The following is a 25867-nucleotide window of genomic DNA, read 5'->3' on the forward strand; positions in this document are numbered from 1 at the left end:
CCGGGCCGCCCCGAGGGTCGGGTACATGAAGGCGATCAGCTACAGCAGGTACGGCGGGGCCGACGTCCTGGAGTACGGGCAGCGCCCCGACCCCAAGGTCGGCCCCGACAGCGTCCTCGTGAAGGTACGGGCCGCGGCGGTCAACCCGGTCGACCGCATCGCCCGGGAGGGGCACCTGGACGCCACGCTGGACACGGTGTTCCCGGTGATTCCCGGCTGGGACGTCTCAGGGGTCGTCGTCCAGCCCGGCATCGCCGTCGACGAGTTCGCCGTCGGCGACGAGGTCATCGGGTACGTGCGGGAGGACTTCCTCAGCCGCGGCACCTTCGCCGAGTACGTGGCCGCGCCGGTGCGCACCCTGGCCCGCAAGCCGCTGAGTCTGAGCTTCGAGGAGGCGGCGGGCCTGCCCCTGGCCGGTCTCACCGCCTACCAGGTGCTGTACCGCTCGCTGCACATCCGCAACGGCGACACCGTCCTCGTCCACGCGGCGGCCGGCGGTGTCGGCTCGCTGGCCGTACAGATCGCCCGCCACACCGGATGCCGGGTCATCGGCACCGCGAGCGAACGCAACCACGACCATCTGCGGCAGCTCGGCGCGGAACCCGTGGCGTACGGGGACGGCCTCGCGGACCGGCTGCGGGCGCTGGCCCCTGACGGGATCGACGCCGCCTTCGACACCGTGGGCGGCGAGGCCCTGCGGGTGTCCGCCGAGACCCTCGCACCGGACGGGCGCCTGGCCTCCATCGTGGACGGCGAGGTGTTCTCGTACGGCGGTACGTACGCGTTCGTACGGCCCGACGCGAAGGATCTGGCGCATCTGGCAGAGCTGGCCGAGAGGGGCATCGTCTCGGTCCACGTGGACCGGGTCTTCCCACTGGCCGAGGCCGCGGAGGCCCACCGGCTCAACGCCGAGGGCCGCACCCGCGGAAAGATCGTCGTCACCGTGGACTGGGAGAGCTGACCACCGACGGGCCGCTGGGAACAGCATGGCCTCGGCGCCCCCCGCTCAGAGCGGCATCGTCTCGGCGCCCCCGGCCGCTCAGAACAGCATCGCCGCGGCGAACACCGCCAGCGCGACGGTGCACGCCGCGGCCATCAGCGCCGCGCGGACGCCCATCGGCTGCGGGCGCGAGGTGCCCATGCCCTGCACCCGCCGGTTCGCCACCCGCAGGAAACCCAGCCAGGCCAGCACGCTCAGAGACAGGGCGACGACCCCGGCCGGGGTGGCCCCGCCGTGCAGGGCCTGCTTCCCGGCCAGCAGCGCCACGACCGTGCAGGACAGCGTCGTACGCCGCCATGCCAGCCTGGTCCGCTCGGGCTGGAGCCCCGGATCGCGTTCCGCCGCGGTCACCGGCCCTCCCAGCCGAACAGGACCACCACCACCATCGCCACGGCCACCACGGCCACCGCCAGACCCAGCAGTGTCGGGAACCGCGACACCGGGAGATCCTCCCCGCGCCGCATCGCCCGCTCGCACCGCACCCAGTGGTTGACGGCCCGCAGCGCGCACAGCACGCCCGCCGCCAGCAGCGCGAGCGCCAGACCGGCACGGACGCCCCACGCCAGCTCCGGCAGGAACTGGTCGACCGCGAAACCCCCGCCGATCAGTGCGAGAGCCGTCCGGATCCAGGCGAGGAACGTCCGCTCGTTGGCGAGCGAGAAGCGGTAGTCAGGGGTGTCGCCCTCTTCGCGGATCCGCTGCGGCGCGAACCACAGCCGCAGACTCTGTGCAAAATCGTTCACGTACGGACCTTATCTGCTGCTTTGGTGCCTCTCCTCGGCCGCTTCAGGACGATGCCCGGAACGCCTGGAGCCGCCGGTAGCCTTCCATGCCGTCCGGCACCCACTGCCGGTCGCCGAGCCGCTGCTCCAGTTCCTCATCCGTGAGGAAGGCGTGCCAGGCGACCTCCTCCACCTGCGGCTCCACCGGCAGCACGCACCGTACCCGGTAGACGTACGACCACCAGCTGTGCCCGCCGCCCTCGTAGAGGAACTTGAACAGCGGCTCCGGGCGGGGCAGGCCCGTCACGCCCAGTTCCTCCTCGGCCTCCCGCAGCGCCGCCTCGTCGTAGGACTCGCCGGCGCCGACGACCCCGCCGACGAACATGTCGTAGTGGGACGGGAAGACGAGCTTGGTGGCGGTCCTGCGGTGCACGAAGATCCTGCCGTCGGCGTCCCGGGCCTCGATGAAGACGCAGCGATGGGTCAGGCCCCGCGCGGTCGCCTCGCCGCGCGGGGCCCGACCCACGACGACATCGTTCTCGTCGACGATGTCCAGGATCTCGTCAGAAGGATTCATGCCCCTCATCCAACATCAGACCCCTGACGGTGCTCACTGCCCCATGACGTACTTGACGGTCGGGCCCGTGGTCCAGCCGCCGTCCACGGCGAGTTCGGCGCCGGTGACGTACGAGGCGGCGTCCGGGAGCAGGAAGACGACGGCCTCGGCCTCCCCGATCTCGCCGGCCATCGGGGTGTTGGGGTAGTTGCCCTCGCCCGGAACCGGCACGGCCCGGAACCGGCACGGCCCGGAACCGGAACCGCCCGGGCCCGGAACCGGGACCGCCCGGAACCGGAACCGCCCGGAACCGGGACCGCCCGGAACCGGAACCGCCCGGAACCGGGACCGCCCGGTCCCTCAGTGCGGCTGGAGGCTCTGCGTGCGGCGTCCGGCAGCCGGGCCCTCGGGCATGGCCGGGTGCAGCCCCAGCAGCACGATCCCGGCCACGATCGCCGCGAGCCCCGCCGCCTGCCAGGCCAGCGCGCCCGTGTCGGTACGCACCTGGTCGCCCAGGAAGCCGATCCCGCAGGCGATCCCGGCCAGCGGCTGGGCCGCGGTCAGCGCCGGCAGGGACATCCGCAGCGGGCCCGTCTCGAACGCGCTCTGTACGAGGATCAGCCCCGTCACTCCCAGCACCAGCACCGCATACGGCTGCCAGCCGGTGACGAGCGCCGCCCAGCCGCCGTCCGAGAGGCGCTGCCCGCTGACCCGGGTCAGGGCGTCCTGGAGGCCGTACAGGAGTCCCGCCGCCACCGCGAGCAGTGCGGGCGACACCCCCGACCGTGAGCGCTTGGCGAACGCGGTCAGCAGCAGGGCCAGGCCCACCACCACGCCGATCACCAGCCAGTGCCGCAGCGGACTCGACACGGCCTGCCCGCCCTTCGGCTCGCCCGCCACCAGGAACGCGGCGACCCCGCCGGCCAGCAGCCAGAGCCCCGCCCAGCCCTGCCGGCCCAGCCGCTGACCGGTGCGGTGACGGGACAGGGCCATCGCGAAGAGCAGATTGGTGGCCAGGAGCGGTTCGACGACGGAGACCTCGCCCTTGCCCAGGGCCAGCGCGCCCAGCACCATGCCGCAGACCATGAGCCCGATACCGGCCAGCCAGCTGCGCACCCGCATCAGGTCCAGTAGCAGCCTGGGCGAGAGGTAGTCGCTCTTCGGGGCGTGGCGGGCGGCGGCCTGTTGCAGCACGAAGCCGAACCCCAGACAGCAGGCGGCGCTCACGGAGAGCACGATGACCAGCACCGACACGCTTCCCCACCCCGAGTCAGGCCGTAAGAGGGTGATTTGTATCGACGATAACGCCTGGAGACGACACCGGCGGCCGAAGCGCGGCCGACCGGGCGGTTGACGCCGGGACGGCCGGTGCCGAAGATCTGACGCACGAGTAACTTCGCGAGCGGCCGCACGGATGACGTGCGGTCCTTCCGCCGGACCGCGGCCCGGTCGCCCCGACAAGGATGGAACCCATGGCGTACGACGCTGATGTGATCGTGATCGGGGCAGGACTCGCGGGGCTCGTTGCCACCGCGGAACTGGTCGACGCGGGCCGTTCGGTCATTCTGCTCGACCAGGAACCCGAACAGTCGCTCGGCGGCCAGGCCCACTGGTCCTTCGGCGGTCTCTTCCTCGTCGACTCGCCCGAACAGCGCCGGATGCGGATCAAGGACAGCCAGGAGCTGGCGCTCCAGGACTGGTTCGGCACGGCCGGCTTCGACCGCGAGGAGGACCACTGGCCGAAGAAGTGGGCCGAGGCGTACGTCGATTTCGCCGCCGGTGAGAAGCGCTCCTGGCTGCACCGGCAGGGCATGCGGTTCTTTCCCGTCGTCGGCTGGGCCGAGCGCGGCGGCTACGACGCGAACGGCCACGGCAACTCCGTCCCCCGCTTCCACATCACCTGGGGCACCGGCCCCGGCGTCGTCGCCCCCTTCGAGCGCCGGGTGCGCGAGGGCGTCGCCAAGGGGCTCGTCACCTTCCGCTTCCGCCACCGTGTCACCGGCCTCGGCCGCACCGGGGGCACCGTCGACACCGTGAGCGGCGAGATCCTGGAGCCCAGCGACGCGGCCCGGGGCACCGCGAGCGGGCGCGAGACGGCCGGCGCCTTCGAGCTCAGGGCCCAGGCGGTGATCGTCACCTCCGGCGGCATCGGCGGCAACCACGACCTCGTACGCAAGCAGTGGCCCGAGCGGCTCGGCACCCCGCCCGCCAAGATGCTCTCCGGCGTCCCCGCCCACGTCGACGGGCTGATGCTCGGCATCACCGAGGAGGCCGGCGCCCACCACATCAACCGCGACCGGATGTGGCACTACACCGAGGGCATCGAGAACTGGAACCCGATCTGGGCCAAGCACGGCATCCGGATCCTGCCCGGCCCGTCCTCTCTATGGCTGGACGCCCGCGGCAAGCGGCTGCCCGTCCCGCTGTTCCCCGGGTTCGACACGCTCGGCACTCTCGAACACATCATGCGCAGCGGCCACGACTACACCTGGTTCGTCCTGGACCAGAAGATCATCGGCAAGGAGTTCGCGCTCTCCGGCTCCGAGCAGAACCCCGACCTGACCGGCAAGTCCGTCCGCGACGTGATCGGCCGGGCCCGCGCGGACGTGCCCGGACCGGTGAAGGCGTTCATGGACAACGGCGTGGACTTCGTCGTCGAGAAGGACCTCGGCGCCCTGGTCCGCGGCATGAACGCGCTCACCGGCGATGCGCTCATCGACGAGGACGGCCTGCGCCGCGAGATCACCGCCCGCGACCGGGAGATCGCCAACCCCTTCACCAAGGACCTCCAGATCACCGCGATCAGAGGCGCCCGCACCTACCTCGGCGACAAGCTCATCCGTACCGCGGCGCCGCACCGCATCCTCGACCCCAAGGCCGGACCGCTGATCGCCGTGCGGCTCAACATCCTGACCCGCAAGTCGCTCGGCGGACTGGAGACGGACCTGTCCTCCCGGGTCCTCACGGCCGACGGCAGCCCGCTGGCCGGGGTGTACGCGGCCGGTGAGGCGGCCGGGTTCGGCGGCGGCGGGGTGCACGGCTACCGCTCGCTGGAAGGCACCTTCCTCGGCGGCTGCATCTTCTCCGGCCGGGCGGCGGGCCGCGCGGCCGCGGAGGCGGTCGGCTAAGGGCTGGGCCGGCCCTCAGACCGTCATTCGGTGCCTCCGCGCGTCCGTCGAGGGGCCGTCACGGCGGCGCAGCTGCCGCCACCTGTGGGGTTCGGGGCGGGGAACCGTGCACGGGCACCGAATACGGGCACGGTAAGCAGATGCCAGGAGTAGCCGAGCCCGTCATCAAACTCGTCCGGCGCACCACCGAACCCGTCGGGGCCCAGACCCTGCGCTCCACGGGAGCGGCGGTGATCGCCTACGCCGTGGCGACCGCGACGCTGTCCCAGCCCGCGCCCCTGACCGCCCCGCTCACCGCGCTGCTCGTTGTTCAGGTCACCCTCTACGCCACCCTCACCACGGGGATCCGGCGCGTGAACTCCGTGATCGTCGGAGTGCTCATCGCCAGCGGGTTCAGTTCCCTGGTGGGGCTGTCCTGGTGGAGCCTCGGGCTGACGATCTTCACGTCGCTGATCATCGGCCGGCTGGTCCGGGTGAACGAGTTCGTCCCCGAGGTCGCGATCAGCGCCATGCTCGTGCTCGGCGTCGCCCAGGTCGCCGACACCGCCTGGGAACGCATCTTCGAGACACTCATCGGTGCGGGCGTGGGGCTGCTGTTCAACCTGCTGTTCGCCCCGCCCGTGTGGGTGCAGACGGCGGGCGCGTCGATCGACGGGTTGGCCCGCGAGATGGGGGAGCTGTTCCGCGATCTGGGAGGCGACCTGGGCGGCCGCGTCACCGTCGGGCAGGCGGCCGAGCGGCTGCACCGCGCCCGCCGCATCGACCACGACATCGTGGCGGTGGACGCCTCGCTGCGGCAGGCCGAGGAGAGCCTGATGCTCAACCCGCGTGTACGGCAGGGACTGCTCTACCGCGTGGTGCTGCGCACCGGCCTGGACACACTGGAGATCTGCGCGGTCGTCCTGCGGGTGCTGGCCAGGACGCTGACCGACCTGGCCAAGGAGCGCGTCGACGAAGACCTCTTCCCCGCGGACGTGGCCTCCGGGCTGACCGAACTGTTCGGGCAACTGGCGGGAGCCATCGAGAGCTTCTCGGTCCTGATCACGACTCCGGTCGCCGCCAGTGCCGAGGACGCCGAGGACCGGCTGGCCGAGGCGTTGACGACCAGCCGGGCGACCCGCGACCGGGTGGCGGACATGCTGCTGGCGGCGGTCCAGGAACACCCCAGGAAGTGGCAGTTGCACGGGGCGCTGCTCGCCGAGGTCGACCGCATCCTGGACGAGCTCGACATCGAGAAGCGCACCGAGCGCCTCGGCAAGGAGCTGGACCGCCGCTCGGGCGAGATGCACGAACGCCATCCCCGGCTGTACTCGGTCAGGCGCCGACTGGGGCTCGTCCGGGACGCGGACCAGGGGCTTTGAGAGCGCGGCCGGTCAGGCCGGTTCGAGGAGGTCGACGACCCGGAACCGTTCCGCCACGACCAGCGTGTCGTCGTCGGCCGTGAACTCCGGGTCGCCGAGCGCCTCCCGCATCTCCTCGCTGTGCCAGAACCGTTCGTGGCCCTCCCGCCACCCGGCCACCGAGGTGTCGCCCTCGCCCTCGTCGAGGACATGCTGCAGATCGACGTCCCCGAGCCGCAGGATCCGCACCTCCGTGATCTCCAGCACCGCGATCTCCCGGCCGTCCGAGTCGATCAGCGCGGACCGCTCGCCCACGGGCGGCGGCTCCTCCCTCTCCACCTGGTACTCCGCGAACAGTCCGGTCGTCGACACCTTCCGCCCGTCGAGCACCGCGGCGACCAGCCGGTCGCGCAGCGGGCCGGGGAACGCGAGAAGGAAGGGCTTGAGCGCTTCACGGTTCGGCATGGCGCAAGTCTGGCATCCGCTGCCCCGCCGGTGGCGGGCAGAATCTGACGTGCCGGTGACGTACCGCCCCCGCCCCTGGCGCCCGGTGGTCCGGAGTGCTCGAATCGGAGGGTGAACAGTTCCTCTTCCGGCGCGGAGCCGGATCCGGCGGCGCAGGGCCCCGATCCGGACGGCACCGGCACCCCCGTGGGCCGTCGGCTCGTCCTGACGATGCTGGGCCTCGGCGCCGCCGGGCTCGTCGCCGCCCCCGTACTGCAAAGGACGCTGGAGTCCGGCCTGGGCGCGCTCTCCGACAAGGACCCCACCGGACTGACCGGGCTGCTGCCCAACGGCGGTGGCTTCCGCTACTACTCCGTCGCCACGTCCGTACCGGAGAAGAGCGCCACCGACTACCGGCTGACCGTCGACGGCCTGGTCGACCGCCCGGCCACGTACACCCTGGACGCCCTGGAACGGATGGAGCAGACCCGGATGGTCCGGGACGTCCAGTGCGTCACCGGCTGGCGGGTGCCCGAGACCCCCTTCGAGGGCGTCCGGCTGTCCGCGCTGCTGGACGCGGCGGGTGTCCGGCCCGGGGCGAAGGCGGTCCGGTTCACCTGCTTCGACGGCACGTACAGCGAGAGCCTCACGCTCGATCAGGCCCGCCGGGCCGATGTGCTGGTCGCGCTGCGGATGCAGGACCGGCCGGTGTCCCACTCGCACGGCGGCCCGGTCCGGCTGTACGTGGCCCCGATGTACTTCTACAAGTCGGCGAAATGGCTCTCCGGGATCACCGTCACGGACTCCGTACGCCCCGGATACTGGGAGAAGCTCGGATATGACGTCGACGCCTGGGTCGGCCGGTCCAACGGCCGCGACGATGCCCCCACCACCTGAGACGGGCGGCCGGGTACGACGTTTCAGCGGCCCGGTGCGCTGGGTGCACCGCACCACGGCCGCGCTGACGCTGCTGTGCGTGGCGACGGCGGCCTGTCTGTACGTACCGCAGCTCGCCGAACTCGTCGGTCGCCGCCATCTCGTGGTCACCGTGCACGAGTGGTCCGGGCTGTTGATCCCCGTACCGCTGCTGGCCGGCCTGTTCGCACGGTCGCTGCGGGCCGATCTGGGCCGGCTCAACCGTTTCGGGCCGCACGACCGGCAGTGGCTGCGGGCGGTGCGCCGGCGGGACCACCGGGCGGAGTCCCGCCCGGCCGGGAAGTTCAACGCCGGGCAGAAGCTGTACGCCGCCTGGATCACGGGAGCTGTCCTGGTCATGGTGGGCACCGGGCTGCTGATGTGGTTCACCGGGCTCGCCCCGCTGGTGTGGCGGACCGCTGCGACGTTCGTCCACGACTGGCTGGCGCTCGCGATCGGCATCGTGCTGGGCGGGCACATCGCGATGGCGCTCGCCGACCCGGAGGCACGCCGTGGCATGCGTACCGGGTCGGTCGAGCGCCGGTGGGCCCGTCGCGAGCACCCGCTGTGGCGGGAGCCGGGGGAGCGGTCCCTGGAGGATCGGTGACGGGGGAGCGGTCCCTAGAGGATCAGTGACAGGAGCAGGATGAAGGCCAGCGAGACCACGGAGATGATGGTCTCCATCACCGACCAGGTCTTCACCGTCTGGCCGACGTCCATCCCGAAGTACTCCTTCACCAGCCAGAACCCCGCGTCGTTGACATGGCTGAAGAAGAGCGAGCCCGCACCGACGGCGAGGACCAGCAGGGCGGCGTGCGAGGTCGACATGTCGGCGGCCAGCGGGGCGACCAGACCGGCCGCCGAGATGGTGGCCACCGTCGCCGAACCGGTCGCGAGCCTGATGCCCACGGCGATCAGCCAGCCGAGCAGCAGCGCGGGGATCGACCAGTCCTCGGAGAACTCCAGGATCATCTGACCCACACCGGCGTCGATCAGCGTCTGCTTGAAGCCGCCGCCCGCGCCGACGATGAGCAGCACTCCGGCGATCGGGGCGAGGGACTTCTCCACGGTGGTGGAGAGCCGGGCCTTGGTGAACCCGGCCGCCCGGCCCAGCGTGAACATGCCCACGATGACCGCCGCGAGCAGAGCGATCAGCGGCGAGCCGACCACATCGGTGACCCGCTGGAGACCCTGCTCCGGGTCGTCCACCACGATGTCGACGAGGGCCTTGGCCAGCATCAGGACGACGGGCAGCAGAATCGTCGCCAGGGTGGCGCCGAAGCTCGGCCGGCGGTCCAGGTCCTCGGACGGGCGCTGCGGGATCATCTTCTCCGGCGCCTTGATGTCGACCCAGCGGGCGGCGTACCGGGAAAAGACCGGACCGGCGATGATCACCGTCGGGATCGCGACCAGGACACCGAGGGCCAGGGTGACGCCCAGGTTGGCGTCGAGGGCGTCGATCGCCACCAGCGGGCCGGGGTGCGGGGGAATGAGGCCGTGCATCACGGAGAGGCCGGCCAGCGCCGGGATGCCGATGCGCATCAGGGAGTAGTTGCCGCGCTTGGCGACGAGGAGCACCACCGGGATCATCAGCACGATCCCGACCTCGAAGAACAGCGGCAGGCCGATGATCGAGGCGATCAGGACCATCGCCCACGGCATGGCACGGTTGCTCGTCCTCGCGAGGATCGTGTCGACGATCTGGTCCGCGCCGCCGGAGTCGGCGAGCAGCTTGCCCAGGATCGCGCCGAGCGCGATGAGGACGCCGACACCCGCGACGGTGGAGCCGAGACCCGCGGTGAAGCTCGCTATCGTCTTCGCCGGCGCGGCGCCGGCGAACGAACCGAGCGCCAGCGAGCCGATGGTGAGCGCGAGGAACGCGTGCATCTTGAACTTGGTGATGAGCAGAACGATGACGGCGATGCCCGCCAGGACGGCGATGCCCAACTGCGCGTTGCCGGCCGAAGTGATCGGTTCGACGGCGTCCGCTGCCAGCATCTCGACGCTGAGACTGGTCACGGTGATGATCCTCAGTTCTCGAGCCGGCGCAACGCGGCGACGGCTCGCTGGGTGATTTCCTCGGGGGTGCCGGACACATCCACGGCGACGCCGGCCTCGTCGTCCTCAAGGGGCTGGAGGGTGGCGAACTGCGAGTCGAGGAGCGCGGTCGGCATGAAGTGGCCCTGGCGGCCCGCCATCCGCTCCTCGATGAGCGACCGGTCGCCGCTCAGATGAAGGAAGACGGCACCGGGGGCCTCGCTGCGCAGCCGGTCGCGGTAGGCGCGCTTCAGCGCCGAACTGCTGACCACGCCGCCGAGCCCCGCCCGGCCGTGCGCCCACTGCCCGATCGCGTCGAGCCAGGGCCACCGGTCCGCATCGTCCAGCGGGGTACCGGCCGACATCTTGGCGATGTTCGCCGCGGGATGGAAGTCGTCGCCCTCGGCGTACGGAACGCCCAGTTCGGCGGCGAGCAGGGGGCCGATCGTGGTCTTGCCGGTCCCTGCGACGCCCATCACCACGATGACGTGGGGGGTGCTCATTACGGTGCCTCGCTGTCTTCTTCGATGTCGTCGTCGACATCGGGCCGTCGCGCTACTGAAACCTATACGTACGACTTATTCAAGATGCTGTGACATAAACGTCGTACTTTTTGTTCCCAGCGGGGTCTCCCGGAGAGGCCCCCGTACGCTTGGCCCATGACCACACCTGCCCAGGGGCTGCATACGCATGTGCTGGACGCCCTGGGGCTGGAGATCGCCGCGGGTGAGCATCTGCCCGGCCAGGTTCTGCGTACGGACGAGCTGGCCCAGCGCTTCGACGTCTCCCGCACGGTCGTACGGGAGGTGATCCGGGTCCTGGAGTCCATGCACCTGGTCGAGTCCCGGCGCCGAGTCGGCGTGACCGTACGGCCGACCGAGGCGTGGAACGTCTACGATCCGCAGGTCATCCGGTGGCGGCTGGCCGGCGCCGACCGCCCGCGCCAGCTGCGCTCGCTGACCGTCCTGCGCTCGGCGATCGAACCCGTCGCCGCCTCGCTCGCCGCCCGCCACGCCACCCCCGAACAGTGCGCCGAGCTCACCGAACGGGCCCTGGGCATGGTCGCCACCTCCCGCGGCCAGCAGTTGGAGGGGTACCTGGAACACGACATCGCCTTCCACCGGATCGTCCTCAACGCCTCCGGCAACGAGATGTTCGCGCGCCTGGGCGACGTGGTCGCCGAGGTCCTCGCGGGGCGCACCCACCACCAGGTCATGTTCGAGGACCCCGACCCGGCGGCCGTGACCCTCCACGTCCGGCTCGCCGAAGCGGTGCGCGAGGGGGACGCGGCCGGGGCGGAGCGGCTGACGAAGGAGATCGCGGTGGGCGCCCTGCACGAACTGGACGTGCTCGCGCCCTGATCCGGCGCGCCCGCCGGCTGCCGGCTACCGCCTGACGTGCTGCAACCGGGCCGCAGCCGCGGCCAGCATCATCTCCAGCGCCGCCGGATAACCGCTGCGGCCCATCTCCGCGACCAGTACGGGCGCGGTCGCCGCGATGTTCGGGTGCGTGTCCGCCGGCTGCCGGGCGTAGATCTCAGGCCAGGCCTGCACCTCCTGCGCCCTGGCCTGTTCCGGAAGCGCCAGCGTCGAGGCGTCCAGCGCCGCGAACGACAGCGTCTGGTCGACGAAGACGTGGTAGATCCGCACCGCCTCCGCATCCGGGAAACCCGCGCCCCGCAGCACCCCGAGGATCGCCTCCACCGAACGGATCTCGTGCGTACGGCCGGTCACCCGTGCGCACGTCAGCAGCGCCGCCTGCGGGTGGGTCAGATAGTCCGCGTGCATCCGCAGCCCCAGCGACCGAAGATCGGCCCGCCAGTCACCCGTCGGCCGCCAGCCGCGCAGCGTCCGCCCGATCAACTCGTCGGCCACCGCCAGCAACAGCTCGTCCGTGTCCCGGAAATAGCGGTAGAGCGCGCTCGGATCGCAACCCAGCGCGGCGCCGAGCCGGCGCACGGTGAGCGCCGCCGCCCCGTGCTCGCCGATCAGCCGCAGCGCCGTGTCCACGATCAGCTGCTCGGACAGCACGACGCCCTGCTTGGTGGGACGCCTGCGCCGCCGCGCACCCTCCGGCACCACCCGCTCGCTCGCGTTCATGCGGGCACCTTATGACAACGCCGTTGACGTGCGGAACCCCCGAGGAGTTCGATGTGCCGCCATCGGGGCCGAACAGCGCCCCTCGGTGAAGGAGCGACCGTGACGTCCTACCGCGAGGAACCAGCCGGACCGGCACAGCCACCCGCAGCCCTACGCAAGAGCCTCGGCGTGGTCGACGGCTTCGCCATCGCGGCCTCGTCGACCGCGGCCACCACCAGCATCGGCATCGGACTCGGCGTCACCGCCACCGCCGTCGGGCTGCACCTGCCGATCATCATGCTGCTCGCCTTCCTGCCGATCCTGGGCATCGCGGGCGCCTACTCCCGGCTCAACCGGGTCGAGCCGAACATGGGCAGCGGCTACGTCTGGGTCGGCCGCTCGCTCAGCCCCTGGCTCGGTTTCCTCGTCGGCTGGATAGGCATCGTCTCCACGATCGTGTTCCTCGCCTACACCACGGCGGTCACAGGTTCCGCCCTGCTCCAGCTCGCGGGCGAGGCCGGGCTGCACGAGGTGTCCGGGCTCCGGCTCGACCCGGACTCCACCGCCCAGTCGACCGCGCTCGGCATCGTCGTCCTCGTCGCCGTCACCTTCACCGCGGTCACCGGCCTCCGGTCGGCCGCCACGTTCCAGAAGTACCTCCTGGTCTTCGAGTACGCGGTCCTGCTCGGCTTCTGCGGATACGGCCTGTTCGCCGGCTCACAGCCCTTCAGCCTCGACTGGCTCAACCCGTTCACCATCCCCTCCTTCGAGCAGCTCGCCCAGGGACTGCTGCTCTCCGTCTTCTGCTTCTGGGGATTCGAGTCCACCTTCAGCGTCACCGAGGAGATCCGGGATCCGCAGGACGCCTCCAAGGCCGGGCTCATCACGCTCTTCACGATGCTGGGCCTGTTCCTGCTCGGCTCCTTCGCCTTCCAGCGCGTCCTGTCGCTCGACGAACTGACCGCCCACGGCGCCCAGGGGCTCACCTACTTCGGCAATCAGCTGGCCGACCAGCCGCTCGCCGCCCTCCCGCTGATCGCCCTCACCCTGTCCGCCGTCGCCTCCCTGCAGTCCGGGGTGATCCCGACGGTGCGCGGCATGTTCGCCATGGGCCGCGACCGCACGCTCGGACCCCTGTGGACCAAGGTCAGCCCGCGGTACGGGACACCCGCCGCCGGGACCGTCGCGGTCGGCTGCATCGCAGCCGCCATCGCCGTGCTCTCCCTCGTCATCCCGAAGGTCGGCGACCTCATCCTGGCGTCCGTGAACGCGATCGGGGTCGTCGTCTCGATCTACTACGCCCTCACCGCGCTGGCCGCCGCGGCCCGCTTCCGCGGCTCGTTCCGGGAGAGCCGGTCCCTGGCGGTGCGGGCGGTGGTGCTCCCCGTGACGAGCGCCCTCGTCCTGCTGGCGCTCGGCGGATACCTCTGCTGGACCTTCGCCACCTCCGCCGACCACTTCGAGGTCAGCCCGGACAACGGCTGGTTCATGCTCCTGTGCCCGGCCGTCATCCTGCTGACCGGCTTCGTCGCCGCGGCCTGGGCCAAGTGGGCCAGGCAGTCCCCGTACTTCGTCACCGGCAGGTCCGTCGCCCCGGACACGCTCGCGGAGCCCGTGCCCGACCCGGCCTGATCCCCACCCGAACCACCCACCGAAGGAAGAAGCATCATGCCGCGCACCCCCGCCGACCTCGTCTTCACCGGCGGCCCCGTCCACACCACCGACGCCGCCCGCACCCGCGCTACCACCGTCGCCGTCACCGGCGGCCGGATCACCGCCGTCGGCCACGACGAGGTACGCGAACTCATCGGCCCGCGCACCGAGGTGGTCGACCTCGCCGGACGCCTCCTGGTCCCCGGCTTCCAGGACGCCCACGTCCACCCGGTCACCGCCGGGCAGGAACTCGCGCAGTGCGACCTCACCGGCGCCGGCGACGCCACCGCCACCATCGCCGCCGTACGGGCCTACGCCGACGCGAACCCCGCACGCGACTGGATCACCGGCGGTGGCTGGTCGATGGACGCGTTCGAGGGCGGCGCCCCCACCCGGCAGCAGCTCGACACCGCCGTGCCCGACCGCCCCGCCTGCCTGCTCAACCGCGACCACCACGGCGCCTGGGCCAACAGCAGGGCCCTCGCCCTCGCCGGCATCACGGCGCACACCCCCGACCCGGCCGACGGCCGCATCGAACGCGACGAACGCGGAGAACCCACCGGACTCCTCCAGGAGGGCGCCATGGACCTGGTCGCCCGCCACGCCCCCCGCTCCACCGCCGCCGACCGGCTCGCCGGCCTCCTGCGGGCCCAGCGCCTGCTCCACGCGTACGGCATCACCGCCTGGCAGGACGCCATCGTCGGCACCTACGGCTCGATGGACGACGTGGCCGACGCCTACCTCACCGCGGACCGGGACGGCTCGCTCACCGCCCGCGTCACCGGAGCACTGTGGTGGGACCGCGAGCACGGCACCGAACAGATCCCCGGACTCGTCGCCAGGCGCGAGGCGCTGACCGGCCGGAACTTCCGCGCCGGATCCGTGAAGATCATGCAGGACGGGGTCGCCGAGACCGGCACCGCCGCCCTCCTCGCCCCGTACCTCGACGCCTGCGGCTGCGCCACCGCCAACAGCGGCACCAGCTTCGTCGACCCCCTCGACCTGCGCCGGTACGTCACCGAGCTGGACGCCCTGGGCTTCCAGACCCACTTCCACGCGCTCGGCGACCGGGCGGTGCGTGAGGCACTGGACGCCGTCGAGGCCGCCCGCGCCGCCAACGGCCGCACCGACACCCGCCCCCACCTCGCCCACCTCCAGATCGTCCACCCCGACGACATCCCGCGCTTCCGCGAGCTCGGCGCCACCGCCAACATCCAGCCCCTCTGGGCCGCCCACGAACCGCAGATGGACGAGCTGACGATCCCCTTCCTCGGCCGCGAACGGGCCGCGCTCCAGTACCCGTTCGCCGCACTGCTGCGGTCCGGCGCCACCGTGGCCGCGGGCTCCGACTGGCCCGTCAGCAGCGCCGATCCGCTGCACGGCATCCACACGGCCGTCAACCGTGTCGTACCCGGCGGCGACCACGGCCGGGCCTTCCTCCCGGAGCAGCGCATCTCGCTGACCGACGCGCTGGCCGCGTACACGGCGGGCTCCGCGTACGTGAACCACCTGGACGACACCGGCAGCATCCGGGCCGGCGCCCTCGCCGACCTGGTGGTCCTGGACCGCGACCCCTTCGCCGCGCCGCCCGAGGAGATCGCCGGGACCCGCGTCCTGGAGACGTACGTGGGCGGCCGCCGGGTGTACGGGGACTGACCCGGGGACCCCGCGGAGTTACGGTGGTGCGCCAACGCGGCGCACCACCGGGGGCTTCCGCACCGCGTACGGTTGTTCGTGATCGATCTCAGGAAAAGTCGTGAATCGATCTCAGGGAAAGCCGCACAAGGGAGACCACGGGAATGGCGCAGCACGTACAAGGGGTCATCGCACCGGGAAAGAACGAGCCGGTACGGGTCGAGACGATCGTGATTCCGGACCCCGGCCCCGGTGAGGCCGTGGTGAAGATCCAGGCGTGCGGCGTCTGCCACACCGATCTGCACTACAAGCAGGGCGGCATCAACGACGAGTTCCCCTTCCTCCTCGGCCACGAGGCCGCGGGCGTCGTCGAGTCCGTGGGCGACGGCGTCACCGACGTCGCACCGGGCGACTTCGTCGTCCTCAACTGGCGTGCCGTGTGCGGACAGTGCCGCGCCTGTCTGCGCGGACGCCCGTGGTACTGCTTCGACACGCACAACGCGAAGCAGAAGATGACCCTGCTGGACGGCACCGAGCTGTCCCCGGCGCTCGGCATCGGCGCCTTCGCCGAGAAGACCCTCGTCGCCGCCGGCCAGTGCACCAAGGTCGACCCCGAGGTCTCCCCGGCCGTCGCCGGCCTCCTCGGCTGCGGCGTGATGGCGGGCATCGGCGCCGCCATCAACACCGGCGAGGTCGGCCGGGGCGACTCCGTCGCGGTCATCGGCTGCGGCGGTGTCGGCGACGCGGCGATCGCCGGCGCGCGGCTGGCCGGCGCGGCGAAGATCATCGCGGTGGACATCGACGACCGCAAACTGGAGACGGCGAAGAAGATGGGTGCCACGCACACCGTCAACTCCCGCGCCGGCGACCCGGTCGAGGCCATCCGCGCGCTCACCGGCGGCAACGGCGCCGACGTCGTCATCGAGGCGGTCGGCCGCCCGGAGACGTACAAGCAGGCCTTCTACGCCCGCGACCTCGCCGGCACCGTCGTCCTGGTCGGCGTCCCCACCCCGGAGATGCAGCTCGAACTCCCGCTCCTGGACGTCTTCGGCCGCGGCGGCTCGCTCAAGTCGTCCTGGTACGGCGACTGCCTGCCCTCGCGCGACTTCCCGATGCTCATCGACCTGCACCAGCAGGGCCGCATCGACCTCGGCGCGTTCGTCACCGAGACCATCGCCCTCGGCGACATCGAGCAGGCCTTCGCCCGGATGCACGACGGCGACGTCCTGCGCTCGGTGGTGGTCTTCTGATGGCCGCCCGCATCGACCACCTCGTCACCTCCGGCACCTTCGCCCTCGACGGCGGCGAGTGGGACGTCGACAACAACGTCTGGATCGTCGGCGACGACACCGAGGCGGTCGTCATCGACGCCGCCCACGACGCCACCGCCATCGAGGCCGCACTCGGCGGACGTACGCTGCGCGCCATCATCTGCACCCACGCGCACAACGACCACATCGACGCGGCCCCGGCACTCGCCGACGCCACCGGCGCACCGGTCCTGCTCCACCCCGACGACCTGCCGCTGTGGAAGCAGACCCACCCTGACCGGGACCCGGACGGCGAACTGACCGACGGCCAGGAGATCCAGGTCGCGGGCACGACGCTGACCGTCCTGCACACCCCGGGTCACGCCCCGGGCGCCGTCTGCCTGTACGCCCCCGAGCTGACCACCGTCTTCACCGGTGACACGCTCTTCCAGGGAGGGCCCGGCGCCACCGGCCGTTCCTTCTCGCACTTCCCGACGATCGTCGACTCGATCCGGGACCGGCTGCTCGCCCTGCCGCCGGAGACCGCCGTCCGCACCGGACACGGGGACGCCACGACCATCGGCGCGGAGGCCCCGCACCTGGACGAGTGGATCGCCCGCGGCCACTGACACCCGGGTCCGACTCCCCGGCTACCCCTCCGGCCACGCGGAGAGCCGCAACCCGCTCTCGAAGCGGTGCGGCTCTCCCGTGACCGGGTCGGTGAACTCCAGCACCCCGGCCAGGAGTTGCAGCGGGCGTGCGAAGTCGTCGGGGGCGCCCTCCGCCTCGACCACGGGGTAGACGGGGTCGTGGACGAGCGGCAGCCCGAGGCCGTTCATATGGACCCGCAGCTGATGCGTGCGTCCGGTGGCGGGCAGCAGCCGGTAGCGGCCGAGTCCGCCCCGGTGCTCCGACAGCTCGATCCGGCTCTCACTGTTCGGCTCACCGGGCTCCTCGCGGGCGGCGATCACCCCGCGCTCCTTCACGATGCGGCTGCGCACGGTGCGGGGGAGGACCAGACCGGGGGCGTACGGGGCCACCGCCTCGTACTCCTTGCGTACGAGGCGGTCCCGGAACAGCGTCTGGTACGCGCCCCGTTCCTCCGGCCGAACGACGAAGAGGACGAGCCCCGCGGTCAGCCGGTCCAGCCGGTGGGCGGGCTGGAGCAGCGGCAGGGCCAGCTCGCGGCGGAGCCGGGCCACCGCGGTCTCGGTGATGTGCCGGCCGCGCGGAGTCGTCGCCAGGAAGTGCGGCTTGTCCGCGATGACCAGGTGCTCGTCCCGGTACACCACACCGACCGGGAACGGCACGGGCTCCTCCGGTGCGAACTCCCGGTGGAACCAGAGGTACCGGCCGGCCGTGTACGGCTCGCGCCCGGTCACCGCACCCCGGACGGAGACGAACCGGCCCCCGGCCAGCATGGCGTCGACCCGCTCCGCGCCGATCGCGTCCGCGAACCGCGCCAGCAGATGGTCACGGACCGTCGGCCACTGCCCGTCCGGATCCTCCGGGAGCCGCACCCGGACCGGATCCACCCCGTCGCGTTGGGGCAGGGGCGACGGCGGAGGCTTCGCGCGCCCTCTCATCGGGGCCCGCCGGACGCCTCGGTGCCAGGGCCTCTCGTTTGGGTCATGCCGGGCTCGCGGGCCCCGGCACGCGCTCTCCCGAGGTCTCGGCTTCGCTCGACCAGGGGGGACCCCCTCCGGCGTTGTCGTCGGTCGCCCATGCTCCGCAGTGACTCCCTCCTCCGCCTTGCAGCCGCACGCACCGGACCCCGCTCCCTGATCCGGCCTGACCCAAACGAAAGACCCTGGTTCTCATGATGCCGGGCATCCTTCCACAGCGACGGGGCCTCACGGCTGAGGGCGGTGACGGGCGGGCGCCGGCAACTTCCCCTGGACTGAAAGGATTCAAAACCTGGCGTGCAGGGGTAGAAAGCGCTTGCGGTACGGCATGGCTGCCGGTATCGCGCCCGCACCCGCATCCTCGAAGGAGCCCTGCCGTGCCCTTTGCCCGCAGAACCGCCCCCGCCCTGCTGACCGCCGTGGCCGCCGTGGCCGCCCTCGCCACGCCCGCCGTCGCCGAGCCGACGGCGCCCGCCCCCGCAGGCTGTACCGGATCCGCTCCCGTGCTCTGCCACTTCGACGTGGCCCCCGGCACCTACCGCGTCACCGCGCGCATCGGCGGCGCCACCGAGGGTCGTACGACGGTCACCGCCGAGACCCGGCGCACCGTACTCGGCGAGACGCCGACCGCCGCCGGACGCCAGGTGGTCCGTACGTTCACGGTCAACGTGCGCGAGCCCGAGGGCGAACCCACCGGGGCGAGCGGCAGCCCCGGCCTCGATCTCGCCTTCGACGGCCCCGCCCCGCTCCTCGCGGGCCTGCGCCTGGCTCCGGCGCCGCGCACCCCGCAGCTCTTCCTGATCGGCGACTCGACCGTCTGCGACCAGCTCGGCAGCCCCTACACGGGCTGGGGGCAGGAGCTTCCGCAGTACCTCCGGGCCGGCATATCCGTCGCCAACTACGCGGACTCCGGTGAGAGTTCGCAGACATATCTCGACCAGCCGCAGCTCTTCCCGACGGTCCGCCCGCTGATCCACCGGGGCGACACCGTGCTCATCCAGCTCGCCCACAACGACAAGCAGACGACCGAGGCGGACTACCGCGCCAACCTCACCACGATGATCGGGGCGATCCGCGCCGAAGGCGGCCGGCCCGTGCTGGTCACCCCGATCGTCCGGCGCTGGTTCAACGCCGACGGCACGCTGGACAACGGCACCGCGCTCCTGGTCAACGGCCTCGGGGTCGACCTGCCCGCGCAGATCCGCCTGCTGGCCGCCGAGCACGACGTCCCGCTCGTCGACCTGACCGCCCTCACCAGGCAGCGGGTCGAGGAGCTCGGCCCCGACGCCTCCAAAGCGCTGTACCTCACCGACGAGAAGCGCGACAACACCCACACCTCGGAGCGTGGCGCGACGGAGTACGCGGCGATGGTCCGCGACGCGCTGCGCGACCAGCACCTGCTGCCGGGCCGTCTGTTCCGCTGACCGCGGCCCCGCCCTGCCCAGGTCCGGAGACGGGGCAGGGCGGGGGCGGGGGGCGGGTTCAGCCCAGCGGCGCGAACACGAACGAGAACTCCGCCGGCTCCGCGTCGAGCCGGTGCTCCGGCAGTACGCCCGGCCCGCACGACTGCGAGCCGATGCCCTGCACCGCGTGGTCCAGGTTGACCCAGACGCGGTCCCCGGCCACCAGATCCGGCGCGTGCTCCGCCGCGTCCAGCTGCTCGCTCGTCCAGCGTCGCGCGGTGAACCAGAACGGCGTGGAGCCCTCGGCCCGCAGTCCCGCACCGCCGTTCTCCGTGAGCTCCGCCCAGCGGACGTCGGCCCGGGCCCCGTTCTCCTGAGGCCGGACGTACGGGGTCTGGAGCGCGTCCACCGCCCTCTCCCACGTCCCGAGCATCGCGGCGGCCCGGGTGTCCGGGTACGCCTCACCCGGTCCGCCGCCGGACCACCGCGCACCGCCGTACGCCGCGGGCAGGGCGAACCGGATCCCGAGCCGGGGCAGCGGCACCCGCCAGTCGCCCTCCGGCACCACGGACACCGTCAGCCCGAGCCGGTCCCCGGCGGCCGTCCACCGGTAGGTGGTTCGAAGCCCCAGGTCCCAGCCCGCCGGGGCCACCCGGGTCCGCACCGTCAGCGCGTCCCCGTCCGCCTCGACCGCGTCGACGCGGTGCCGCATCCGGTGCAGCCCCAGCTCCCGCCAGCGCAGTCCGTACCGCTCGTCCGGCTGCCAGGCCGCCCCGTTGTCGTTGTCGGTGGGCGCCCGCCACACGTCCAGCCGCAGCCCCTCCACCGGAACGTCCCCAATGCGCACCGGTACCCCGGTCGCCGCGTCGAACGCGCCGGGCCCGAGGGTGATCACGTTGCCCGAGCGCACCGGGCGTTCGCCGGCCGCCGGAGCCGGGACGGCCCGCGCGCCCGTCTCCACCTGGCCCCAGGCCACCACGTGCCCGCGCTCGCCCCACGCGGTGTCCCCGGCGAGCACCGCCCGCACGGTCCACAGGCCGTCGCCCGCGGAAGCGGTGTCCGGAGCCACCTCGGCCGAGGCGCCGGGCGCCAGCTCCGGCACCGCCAGGGTGCCCGAGGCCACGACCGTGCCGTCCACCTCGTGCGACCAGGTGAAGTCGAGGTGCCCCAGCCCGGCGAAGTCGTAGCCGTTGGCGACCGTGAACGTACCGGCGGCGGAGCCCGGGCCGATCCGCACCGGCTCGATGACCTTCTTGTACTCGACGAGCCCGGGGGAGGGCGTGCGGTCGGGGAAGAGGAGGCCGTCGCAGACGAAATTGCCGTCGTGCAGCTCCTCGCCGAAGTCCCCGCCGTAGGCGAAGCCGTGCTCGGGATGGGCGAAGCCGTGGTCGATCCACTCCCAGACGAAACCGCCCTGGCAGCGCTCGTACCGCTCGAAGAGCCGCTGGTACTCGCTCAGGCCGCCCGGTCCGTTGCCCATGGCGTGCCCGTACTCGCACATGACGAAGGGCATCGCACGCCGCCGGGCGTCGAGTTCCGGATCGGTCAGCGGCTCCTCCGCCCGCTTGCCGATGAGTTCGACCTCGGCGTGCGTCGGATACATCCGCGAGTAGAAATCGACGTCCTCGCAGGAGAGGTCGCCCTCGTAGTGCAGCAGCCGCTCCGGGTCCCGGCCCCTGATCCACCCGGCCATCGCGGACAGGCCGCTGCCCGAACCGCACTCGTTGCCCAGCGACCAGACGATGACGGAGGCGTGGTTCTTGTCGCGCTCGACCATGCGGGCCGCCCGGTCGAGCAGCGCGGGGGTCCACCGCTCGTCGTCGACCGGGTTGCCCCGCCACTCCAGGTCGACAAATCCATGTGTCTCCAGATCGCACTCGTCGATCACCCAGAGGCCCAGCTCGTCGCACAGGTCGAGGAAGGCCGGGTGCGGCGGATAGTGGCTGGTCCGTACGGCGTTGATGTTGTGCTGCTTCATCAGCACCAGATCGCGCCGCATCGTCCGCGCGTCGACGGCCCGGCCCGTCTCCGGGTGGAACTCGTGCCGGTTCACCCCGCGGAACAGCAGCCGCCTGCCGTTGACCTTGATGACGCCGTCGTCGACCACGACCGTACGGAAGCCGATCCGCAGCGGGATCCGCTCGCCGGCCGTCACCAGCTCCCCGTCGTACAGTCGGGGTGTCTCGGCGGTCCACGGTTCGACCGGCAGCGTCACGGACTCGCCCGCGGCGATGTCGACACCCAGCTCGGGCACCAGGACCCGGCCGTCCGCCCCCTCGCACTCCACCCGCAGCGTGCCGGAGCCGTCGCGGTGGTCGTAGCCCGCGTGCGCGAAGAAGTCCCGGGGCGCGCCGGCCGGGCGGTGGAGCAGCGTCACCTCACGGAAGATGCCCGGGAGCCACCACTGGTCCTGGTCCTCCAGATAGCTGCCCGACGACCAGGCGTGCACCCGTACCGCGAGGACGTTCTCGCCGGAGTCCAGCAGATCGCCCACGGCGAACTCGTGCGGCAGCCGGGACCCCTTGAAGTCGCCCAGTTCCCGTCCGTTGAGCCAGACCCGGGCGCAGGACTCCACCCCCTCGAACCGGAGCACGAACTCGCCGTCCTGCGGCCGGTCCCCGGGCAGCGTGAACGTCCGCAGATGGTCGCCCGTCGGGTTCTCGGACGGCACCCGCGGCGGATCGACGGGAAAGGGGTAGACGACGTTCGTGTACGCGGGAGCGCCGCCGGCCCCCTGGAGCACCCAGTGACCGGGCACCGCGACCGTCCCCCACGCCGAGGCGTCGAACCCCGGCCGGGCGAACGACTCGTCCTCGGTGGCGGCCCGGGGCGAGAGCCGGAAGGCCCACTCGCCGTTCAGGGACATCCGCCAGGCGTCGGACGTCGCGTACCAGGACCGCGGCGCGAGGCCGCCGGTACCCGGACTCGGGTCCTCGTACCAGGGCAGCGTGTCGGTTTCGGTGCGGCTCATGCTTCTCCTCGCTCGGAAACACCCTTCTCCGGAGTGACCGTAGTCAGGAATGAACCGTTTCAACAAGGGGTCGTGCCGAGCCCTGCCCGGCAGCGCGCCGGTGACCGGGGCCGGTGTGGGGATCGTGGCGGAGGCCCGTCCCGACAACGCAAAATGCCGATCAGGATCTCTCCTGATCGGCATCTGCTCTGTGTCCGAGGGGGGACTTGAACCCCCACGCCCGATAAAGGGCACTAGCACCTCAAGCTAGCGCGTCTGCCATTCCGCCACCCGGACTAGGTGTCTGTCTCGCGGGCCCGGCCCGTTCCGACGTGGAAAACCATAGCAAACATTGGAGGGTGCTCGATCACGCCCCCGACGGTGTGACGGGCGTGTGACGGGGGGTGGGCGGCCTTGGGTGCGGGGGCCGGTCGCGGGAGGATGTGGGGGAGCACCACAGCGACAGCGGAGGGAACCAGCGTGAGTGAGACCAAAGCGGCCAGGACCGGCTCGGGTGAGAGCGCCGAGAACGAGGTCGTCGACCTCTGTCGTGACCTGATCCGGATCGACACCAGCAACTACGGGGATCACTCGGGACCGGGCGAGCGGCTGGCCGCCGAGTACGTCGCGGAGAAGCTCGCGGAGGTCGGGCTCGAGCCGCAGATCTTCGAGTCCCACAAGGGCCGTGCCTCCACGGTGGCGCGGATCGAGGGCGAGGACCCGTCCAAGCCGGCGCTGCTGATCCACGGCCACACCGACGTCGTCCCGGCCAACGCGCACGACTGGACGCACCACCCCTTCTCGGGAGAGATCGCGGACGGCTGCGTCTGGGGCCGGGGCGCGGTCGACATGAAGGACATGGACGCGATGACCCTGGCGGTCGTGCGCGACCGGATGCGCAGCGGACGCAAGCCCCCGCGCGACATCGTGCTCGCCTTCCTCGCGGACGAGGAGGCCGGCGGTACGTACGGGGCCCGGTATCTCGTCGACAAGCACCCGGACCTGTTCGAGGGCGTCACCGAGGCCATCGGGGAGGTCGGCGGCTTCTCCTTCACGGTCAACGAGAACCTGCGGCTCTACCTCGTCGAGACCGCGCAGAAGGGCATGCACTGGATGCGGCTGACCGTGGACGGCACGGCCGGCCACGGTTCGATGACCAATGACGACAACGCGATCACCGAGCTGTGCGAGGCGGTCGGGCGGCTGGGGCGGCACACCTGGCCGGTCCGGGTGACCAAGACCGTGCGCTCCTTCCTGGACGAGCTGTCCGACGCGCTCGGCACGCCGCTCGACCCCGAGGACATGGACGCCACGCTCGCCAAGCTGGGCGGCATCGCCAAGATGGTCGGCGCGACCCTGCGCAACTCCGCGGCCCCCACCATGCTCGGCGCGGGCTACAAGGTGAACGTGATCCCGGGGCAGGCGACCGCCCACGTCGACGGCCGTTTCCTGCCGGGGTACGAGCAGGAGTTCCTGGCCGACCTGGACCGGATCCTCGGCCCGCGGGTCAAGCGCGAGGACGTGCACGGCGACAAGGCGCTGGAGACCGACTTCGACGGCTCGCTCGTGGACGCGATGCAGATCGCGCTCAAGGCCGAGGACCCGATCGCGCGCGCGGTCCCGTACATGCTCTCCGGCGGTACGGACGCCAAGTCCTTCGACGACCTGGGTATCCGGTGCTTCGGATTCGCTCCGCTGAAGCTCCCGCCGGAGCTCGACTTCGCCGGAATGTTCCACGGTGTGGACGAGCGCGTACCGGTCGAGGGCCTGAAGTTCGGCGCACGGGTGCTCGACCGTTTCATCGACAACAGCTGAAAAGTCGATACCCGTCGCCATAATCGCCAGCTTGTACGTACCTAACCGGAACGAGTGAAAGGGACGGATCACTCGTAGCCCGATTACTTCTTCCTCGTTACAGGTGATGCGGTCCGCGGCTGGGACCGCATTTGCCAACTAGGAGGAATAATGATCAAGAAGATCGTCGCCGCTGCGGCTGTCACCGGTGGTCTGGTTCTCGCGGGTGCCGGCATGGCCGTCGCCGACTCGGGCGCCCAGGGTGCCGCCATCGGCAGCCCCGGCGTGCTCTCGGGCAACGTCGTCCAGGTTCCCGTCCACGTTCCCGTGAACGTGTGCGGCAACACGATCTCCGTGATCGGGCTGCTGAACCCGGCCTTCGGCAACACCTGCGTCAACGCCTGACGTTGTGCGTCAACCCGTAAGGGTTTGAGCCCGCTCGGCCCCGGAGCGCACGCCATGTGCTCCGGGGCCGTCGGGTCCTTTGCCCCCGCACGGTCAAGTCCGGGGGTATTCCGGAAGGTAGAAGGCAGGAAACAACCTATGCGACAGGTCACGCGTAAAGGCCTGATCACCATGGCGGCTGCGGGCGGCGTTCTCGCGCTCAGTGGCGGTTACGCGCACGCCGACGCGGGAGCGGCCGGCGGCGCATCGAATTCCCCGGGGGTGCTTTCAGGGAATTCGGTACAGATCCCGGTCGAGGTACCGGTCAACGTCTGCGGCAACTCCGTGAACGTCGTGGGGCTGCTCAACCCGGCGGCGGGCAACGCCTGCGCGAACACTTCGGACGGTGCGGCCGCCGGCCGTCACGGTTCGACCGCGGGGACCTCGGGCAGTCACGCCTCGGACAACGGCCGGGCGTCCGACGACCGCGGTCAGGGGGTGCGGGCGGGCACCGGGAAGCACCGGGCCGCCGGCAGCGACAACGGGGGAGGGGCCACCGCCGAGGGGACCGCGAAGGGCTCGCCCGGTCTGCTCTCGGGGAACCAGATCCAGGTGCCCATCGACATCCCCGTGAACGCCTGCGGGAACAGCGTCACCATCGGTGGCCTGCTCAACCCGGCCCTGGGCAACACGTGCGAGAACGACAGCACGCCGCCGGTCGTCCCGGAGACTCCCGTCACCCACGTGACACCGCCGACGCCCGGACCGCGCACCATCCCGAACGCGCCCGAACCGCAGACCCTGCCGGCGAGTACGCCGCAGCTCGCGCACACCGGAGCGGGCGGGCTCGACCTGCTCGTCCCGGCGGGCGCCGGTCTGCTGCTGGCCGGTGCGGGCACGGTGCTGTACCGCCGCGCCAAGGCCGCCGCCTGACGGCAGCGGTCAGCAAGGCG

General features: G+C 71.7%; 24 protein-coding genes, 1 tRNA gene and 1 pseudogene. 14 read left to right on the forward strand and 12 right to left on the reverse strand.

The window, feature by feature from the left end; all coding sequences use genetic code 11:
* Positions 1 to 25: 25 nt before the first annotated feature.
* The gene (locus tag OG959_RS31575; RefSeq protein ID WP_326663967.1) at positions 26 to 961 is read left to right on the forward strand and encodes an NADP-dependent oxidoreductase; all 936 of its coding nucleotides are present in this window, start codon (positions 26 to 28) and stop codon (positions 959 to 961) included.
* Between the two features lie 78 nt (positions 962 to 1039).
* On the opposite strand, the gene OG959_RS31580 is transcribed toward OG959_RS31575, so the two are convergent.
* The 5 genes and pseudogenes from OG959_RS31580 to OG959_RS31600 form a co-directional block, all read right to left on the reverse strand.
* Positions 1040 to 1351: a DUF202 domain-containing protein gene (locus OG959_RS31580; RefSeq protein WP_326663969.1), complete on the reverse strand. Its 312-nt coding sequence runs from the start codon at positions 1349 to 1351 to the stop codon at positions 1040 to 1042.
* The gene (locus OG959_RS31585) at positions 1348 to 1743 is read right to left on the reverse strand and encodes a YidH family protein (protein ID WP_326663971.1); all 396 of its coding nucleotides are present in this window, start codon (positions 1741 to 1743) and stop codon (positions 1348 to 1350) included. The genes OG959_RS31580 and OG959_RS31585 overlap by 4 nt, the downstream gene beginning before the upstream one ends.
* A gap of 43 nt (positions 1744 to 1786) precedes the next feature.
* A complete protein-coding gene (locus tag OG959_RS31590) occupies positions 1787 to 2299 on the reverse strand; it encodes an NUDIX domain-containing protein (protein ID WP_326663973.1) in 513 nt (170 codons plus the stop codon).
* Between the two features lie 33 nt (positions 2300 to 2332).
* Positions 2333 to 2497 (reverse strand): annotated as a pseudogene (locus OG959_RS31595) (SDR family oxidoreductase); the annotation flags it as partial.
* 141 nt (positions 2498 to 2638) lie between these two features.
* The gene (locus OG959_RS31600; protein ID WP_326663975.1) at positions 2639 to 3532 is read right to left on the reverse strand and encodes a DMT family transporter; all 894 of its coding nucleotides are present in this window, start codon (positions 3530 to 3532) and stop codon (positions 2639 to 2641) included.
* A 218-nt stretch (positions 3533 to 3750) separates the two neighbouring features.
* Here OG959_RS31600 and OG959_RS31605 point away from each other — a divergent pair, with 218 nt between their 5' ends.
* Both OG959_RS31605 and OG959_RS31610 read left to right on the forward strand, forming a co-directional pair.
* Entirely contained in the window at positions 3751 to 5406 is a 1656-nt protein-coding gene (locus tag OG959_RS31605; RefSeq protein ID WP_326663977.1) for an FAD-binding dehydrogenase, read from the forward strand.
* Positions 5407 to 5546: 140 nt separating this feature from the next.
* On the forward strand, positions 5547 to 6767 hold the full coding sequence (locus OG959_RS31610) for an FUSC family protein (protein ID WP_326663979.1): 1221 nt from the start codon (positions 5547 to 5549) through the stop codon (positions 6765 to 6767).
* A gap of 12 nt (positions 6768 to 6779) precedes the next feature.
* Here the strand turns inward: OG959_RS31610 and OG959_RS31615 are convergent, their stop codons facing one another.
* Positions 6780 to 7211: an ASCH domain-containing protein gene (locus OG959_RS31615; protein ID WP_326663981.1), complete on the reverse strand. Its 432-nt coding sequence runs from the start codon at positions 7209 to 7211 to the stop codon at positions 6780 to 6782.
* Between the two features lie 210 nt (positions 7212 to 7421).
* Here OG959_RS31615 and OG959_RS31620 point away from each other — a divergent pair, with 210 nt between their 5' ends.
* A complete protein-coding gene (locus OG959_RS31620) occupies positions 7422 to 8087 on the forward strand; it encodes a molybdopterin-dependent oxidoreductase (protein WP_326666746.1) in 666 nt (221 codons plus the stop codon).
* A complete protein-coding gene (locus OG959_RS31625; RefSeq protein WP_326663983.1) occupies positions 8071 to 8712 on the forward strand; it encodes a cytochrome b/b6 domain-containing protein in 642 nt (213 codons plus the stop codon). The genes OG959_RS31620 and OG959_RS31625 overlap by 17 nt, the downstream gene beginning before the upstream one ends.
* A 14-nt stretch (positions 8713 to 8726) precedes the next feature.
* Here the strand turns inward: OG959_RS31625 and OG959_RS31630 are convergent, their stop codons facing one another.
* Entirely contained in the window at positions 8727 to 10124 is a 1398-nt protein-coding gene (locus tag OG959_RS31630) for a GntP family permease (protein ID WP_326663985.1), read from the reverse strand.
* A gap of 11 nt (positions 10125 to 10135) precedes the next feature.
* Entirely contained in the window at positions 10136 to 10645 is a 510-nt protein-coding gene (locus OG959_RS31635) for a gluconokinase (protein WP_219566669.1), read from the reverse strand.
* 156 nt (positions 10646 to 10801) lie between these two features.
* On the opposite strand from OG959_RS31635, the gene OG959_RS31640 reads away from it, so the two are divergent.
* Positions 10802 to 11503 (forward strand): FadR/GntR family transcriptional regulator, encoded by a 702-nt coding sequence (locus OG959_RS31640; protein ID WP_306069578.1) that lies wholly within the window; start codon positions 10802 to 10804, stop codon positions 11501 to 11503.
* 24 nt (positions 11504 to 11527) lie between these two features.
* On the opposite strand, the gene OG959_RS31645 is transcribed toward OG959_RS31640, so the two are convergent.
* On the reverse strand, positions 11528 to 12241 hold the full coding sequence (locus OG959_RS31645) for a TetR/AcrR family transcriptional regulator (protein ID WP_326663988.1): 714 nt from the start codon (positions 12239 to 12241) through the stop codon (positions 11528 to 11530).
* 99 nt (positions 12242 to 12340) lie between these two features.
* On the opposite strand from OG959_RS31645, the gene OG959_RS31650 reads away from it, so the two are divergent.
* The 4 genes from OG959_RS31650 to OG959_RS31665 all read left to right on the forward strand — a co-directional run bounded on the left by OG959_RS31650 (position 12341) and on the right by OG959_RS31665 (position 17387).
* Positions 12341 to 13852 (forward strand): APC family permease, encoded by a 1512-nt coding sequence (locus OG959_RS31650; RefSeq protein WP_442805667.1) that lies wholly within the window; start codon positions 12341 to 12343, stop codon positions 13850 to 13852.
* A gap of 36 nt (positions 13853 to 13888) precedes the next feature.
* On the forward strand, positions 13889 to 15529 hold the full coding sequence (locus OG959_RS31655) for an amidohydrolase (RefSeq protein WP_326663993.1): 1641 nt from the start codon (positions 13889 to 13891) through the stop codon (positions 15527 to 15529).
* A 143-nt stretch (positions 15530 to 15672) separates the two neighbouring features.
* Positions 15673 to 16758: an S-(hydroxymethyl)mycothiol dehydrogenase gene (locus tag OG959_RS31660; RefSeq protein ID WP_326663994.1), complete on the forward strand. Its 1086-nt coding sequence runs from the start codon at positions 15673 to 15675 to the stop codon at positions 16756 to 16758.
* Complete coding sequence (locus OG959_RS31665) at positions 16758 to 17387, forward strand: MBL fold metallo-hydrolase (RefSeq protein ID WP_326663996.1); 630 nt, start codon at positions 16758 to 16760, stop codon at positions 17385 to 17387. Before OG959_RS31660 ends, OG959_RS31665 begins: the two co-directional genes overlap by 1 nt.
* Before the next feature lie 21 nt (positions 17388 to 17408).
* Here OG959_RS31665 and OG959_RS31670 read toward each other — a convergent pair whose 3' ends face one another.
* Complete coding sequence (locus OG959_RS31670) at positions 17409 to 18344, reverse strand: pseudouridine synthase (RefSeq protein ID WP_326663998.1); 936 nt, start codon at positions 18342 to 18344, stop codon at positions 17409 to 17411.
* Positions 18345 to 18760: 416 nt separating this feature from the next.
* On the opposite strand from OG959_RS31670, the gene OG959_RS31675 reads away from it, so the two are divergent.
* A complete protein-coding gene (locus OG959_RS31675; RefSeq protein WP_442805669.1) occupies positions 18761 to 19807 on the forward strand; it encodes a rhamnogalacturonan acetylesterase in 1047 nt (348 codons plus the stop codon).
* 58 nt (positions 19808 to 19865) lie between these two features.
* On the opposite strand, the gene OG959_RS31680 is transcribed toward OG959_RS31675, so the two are convergent.
* Both OG959_RS31680 and OG959_RS31685 read right to left on the reverse strand, forming a co-directional pair.
* The gene (locus tag OG959_RS31680) at positions 19866 to 22757 is read right to left on the reverse strand and encodes a glycoside hydrolase family 2 TIM barrel-domain containing protein (protein ID WP_326664000.1); all 2892 of its coding nucleotides are present in this window, start codon (positions 22755 to 22757) and stop codon (positions 19866 to 19868) included.
* Between the two features lie 191 nt (positions 22758 to 22948).
* Positions 22949 to 23033, reverse strand: a tRNA-Leu gene (locus OG959_RS31685).
* A gap of 183 nt (positions 23034 to 23216) precedes the next feature.
* Here OG959_RS31685 and OG959_RS31690 point away from each other — a divergent pair.
* From OG959_RS31690 to OG959_RS31700, 3 genes are all read left to right on the forward strand, one after another.
* Complete coding sequence (locus tag OG959_RS31690) at positions 23217 to 24551, forward strand: M20/M25/M40 family metallo-hydrolase (protein ID WP_326664002.1); 1335 nt, start codon at positions 23217 to 23219, stop codon at positions 24549 to 24551.
* 150 nt (positions 24552 to 24701) lie between these two features.
* Complete coding sequence (chpH, locus tag OG959_RS31695) at positions 24702 to 24935, forward strand: chaplin ChpH (protein ID WP_123528131.1); 234 nt, start codon at positions 24702 to 24704, stop codon at positions 24933 to 24935.
* 138 nt (positions 24936 to 25073) lie between these two features.
* Complete coding sequence (locus tag OG959_RS31700) at positions 25074 to 25847, forward strand: chaplin (protein ID WP_326664004.1); 774 nt, start codon at positions 25074 to 25076, stop codon at positions 25845 to 25847.
* Positions 25848 to 25867 lie beyond the last annotated feature (20 nt).

Origin of the sequence: Streptomyces sp. NBC_00385, from assembly GCF_035917155.1 — a bacterium.
Classification (GTDB): domain Bacteria; phylum Actinomycetota; class Actinomycetes; order Streptomycetales; family Streptomycetaceae; genus Streptomyces; species Streptomyces poriferorum.

Coding starts and splice junctions, on each gene's coding strand:
- OG959_RS31575 (WP_326663967.1), top strand. CDS start 26: ATGAAGGCGATCAGCTACAGCAGGTACGGCGGGGCCGACGTCCTGGAG.
- OG959_RS31590 (WP_326663973.1), bottom strand. CDS start 2,299: ATGAATCCTTCTGACGAGATCCTGGACATCGTCGACGAGAACGATGTC.
- OG959_RS31605 (WP_326663977.1), top strand. CDS start 3,751: ATGGCGTACGACGCTGATGTGATCGTGATCGGGGCAGGACTCGCGGGG.
- OG959_RS31610 (WP_326663979.1), top strand. CDS start 5,547: ATGCCAGGAGTAGCCGAGCCCGTCATCAAACTCGTCCGGCGCACCACC.
- OG959_RS31615 (WP_326663981.1), bottom strand. CDS start 7,211: ATGCCGAACCGTGAAGCGCTCAAGCCCTTCCTTCTCGCGTTCCCCGGC.
- OG959_RS31620 (WP_326666746.1), top strand. CDS start 7,422: ATGCTGGGCCTCGGCGCCGCCGGGCTCGTCGCCGCCCCCGTACTGCAA.
- OG959_RS31625 (WP_326663983.1), top strand. CDS start 8,071: ATGCCCCCACCACCTGAGACGGGCGGCCGGGTACGACGTTTCAGCGGC.
- OG959_RS31635 (WP_219566669.1), bottom strand. CDS start 10,645: ATGAGCACCCCCCACGTCATCGTGGTGATGGGCGTCGCAGGGACCGGC.
- OG959_RS31640 (WP_306069578.1), top strand. CDS start 10,802: ATGACCACACCTGCCCAGGGGCTGCATACGCATGTGCTGGACGCCCTG.
- OG959_RS31645 (WP_326663988.1), bottom strand. CDS start 12,241: ATGAACGCGAGCGAGCGGGTGGTGCCGGAGGGTGCGCGGCGGCGCAGG.
- OG959_RS31655 (WP_326663993.1), top strand. CDS start 13,889: ATGCCGCGCACCCCCGCCGACCTCGTCTTCACCGGCGGCCCCGTCCAC.
- OG959_RS31660 (WP_326663994.1), top strand. CDS start 15,673: ATGGCGCAGCACGTACAAGGGGTCATCGCACCGGGAAAGAACGAGCCG.
- OG959_RS31665 (WP_326663996.1), top strand. CDS start 16,758: ATGGCCGCCCGCATCGACCACCTCGTCACCTCCGGCACCTTCGCCCTC.
- OG959_RS31670 (WP_326663998.1), bottom strand. CDS start 18,344: ATGAGAGGGCGCGCGAAGCCTCCGCCGTCGCCCCTGCCCCAACGCGAC.
- OG959_RS31680 (WP_326664000.1), bottom strand. CDS start 22,757: ATGAGCCGCACCGAAACCGACACGCTGCCCTGGTACGAGGACCCGAGT.
- chpH (WP_123528131.1), top strand. CDS start 24,702: ATGATCAAGAAGATCGTCGCCGCTGCGGCTGTCACCGGTGGTCTGGTT.
- OG959_RS31700 (WP_326664004.1), top strand. CDS start 25,074: ATGCGACAGGTCACGCGTAAAGGCCTGATCACCATGGCGGCTGCGGGC.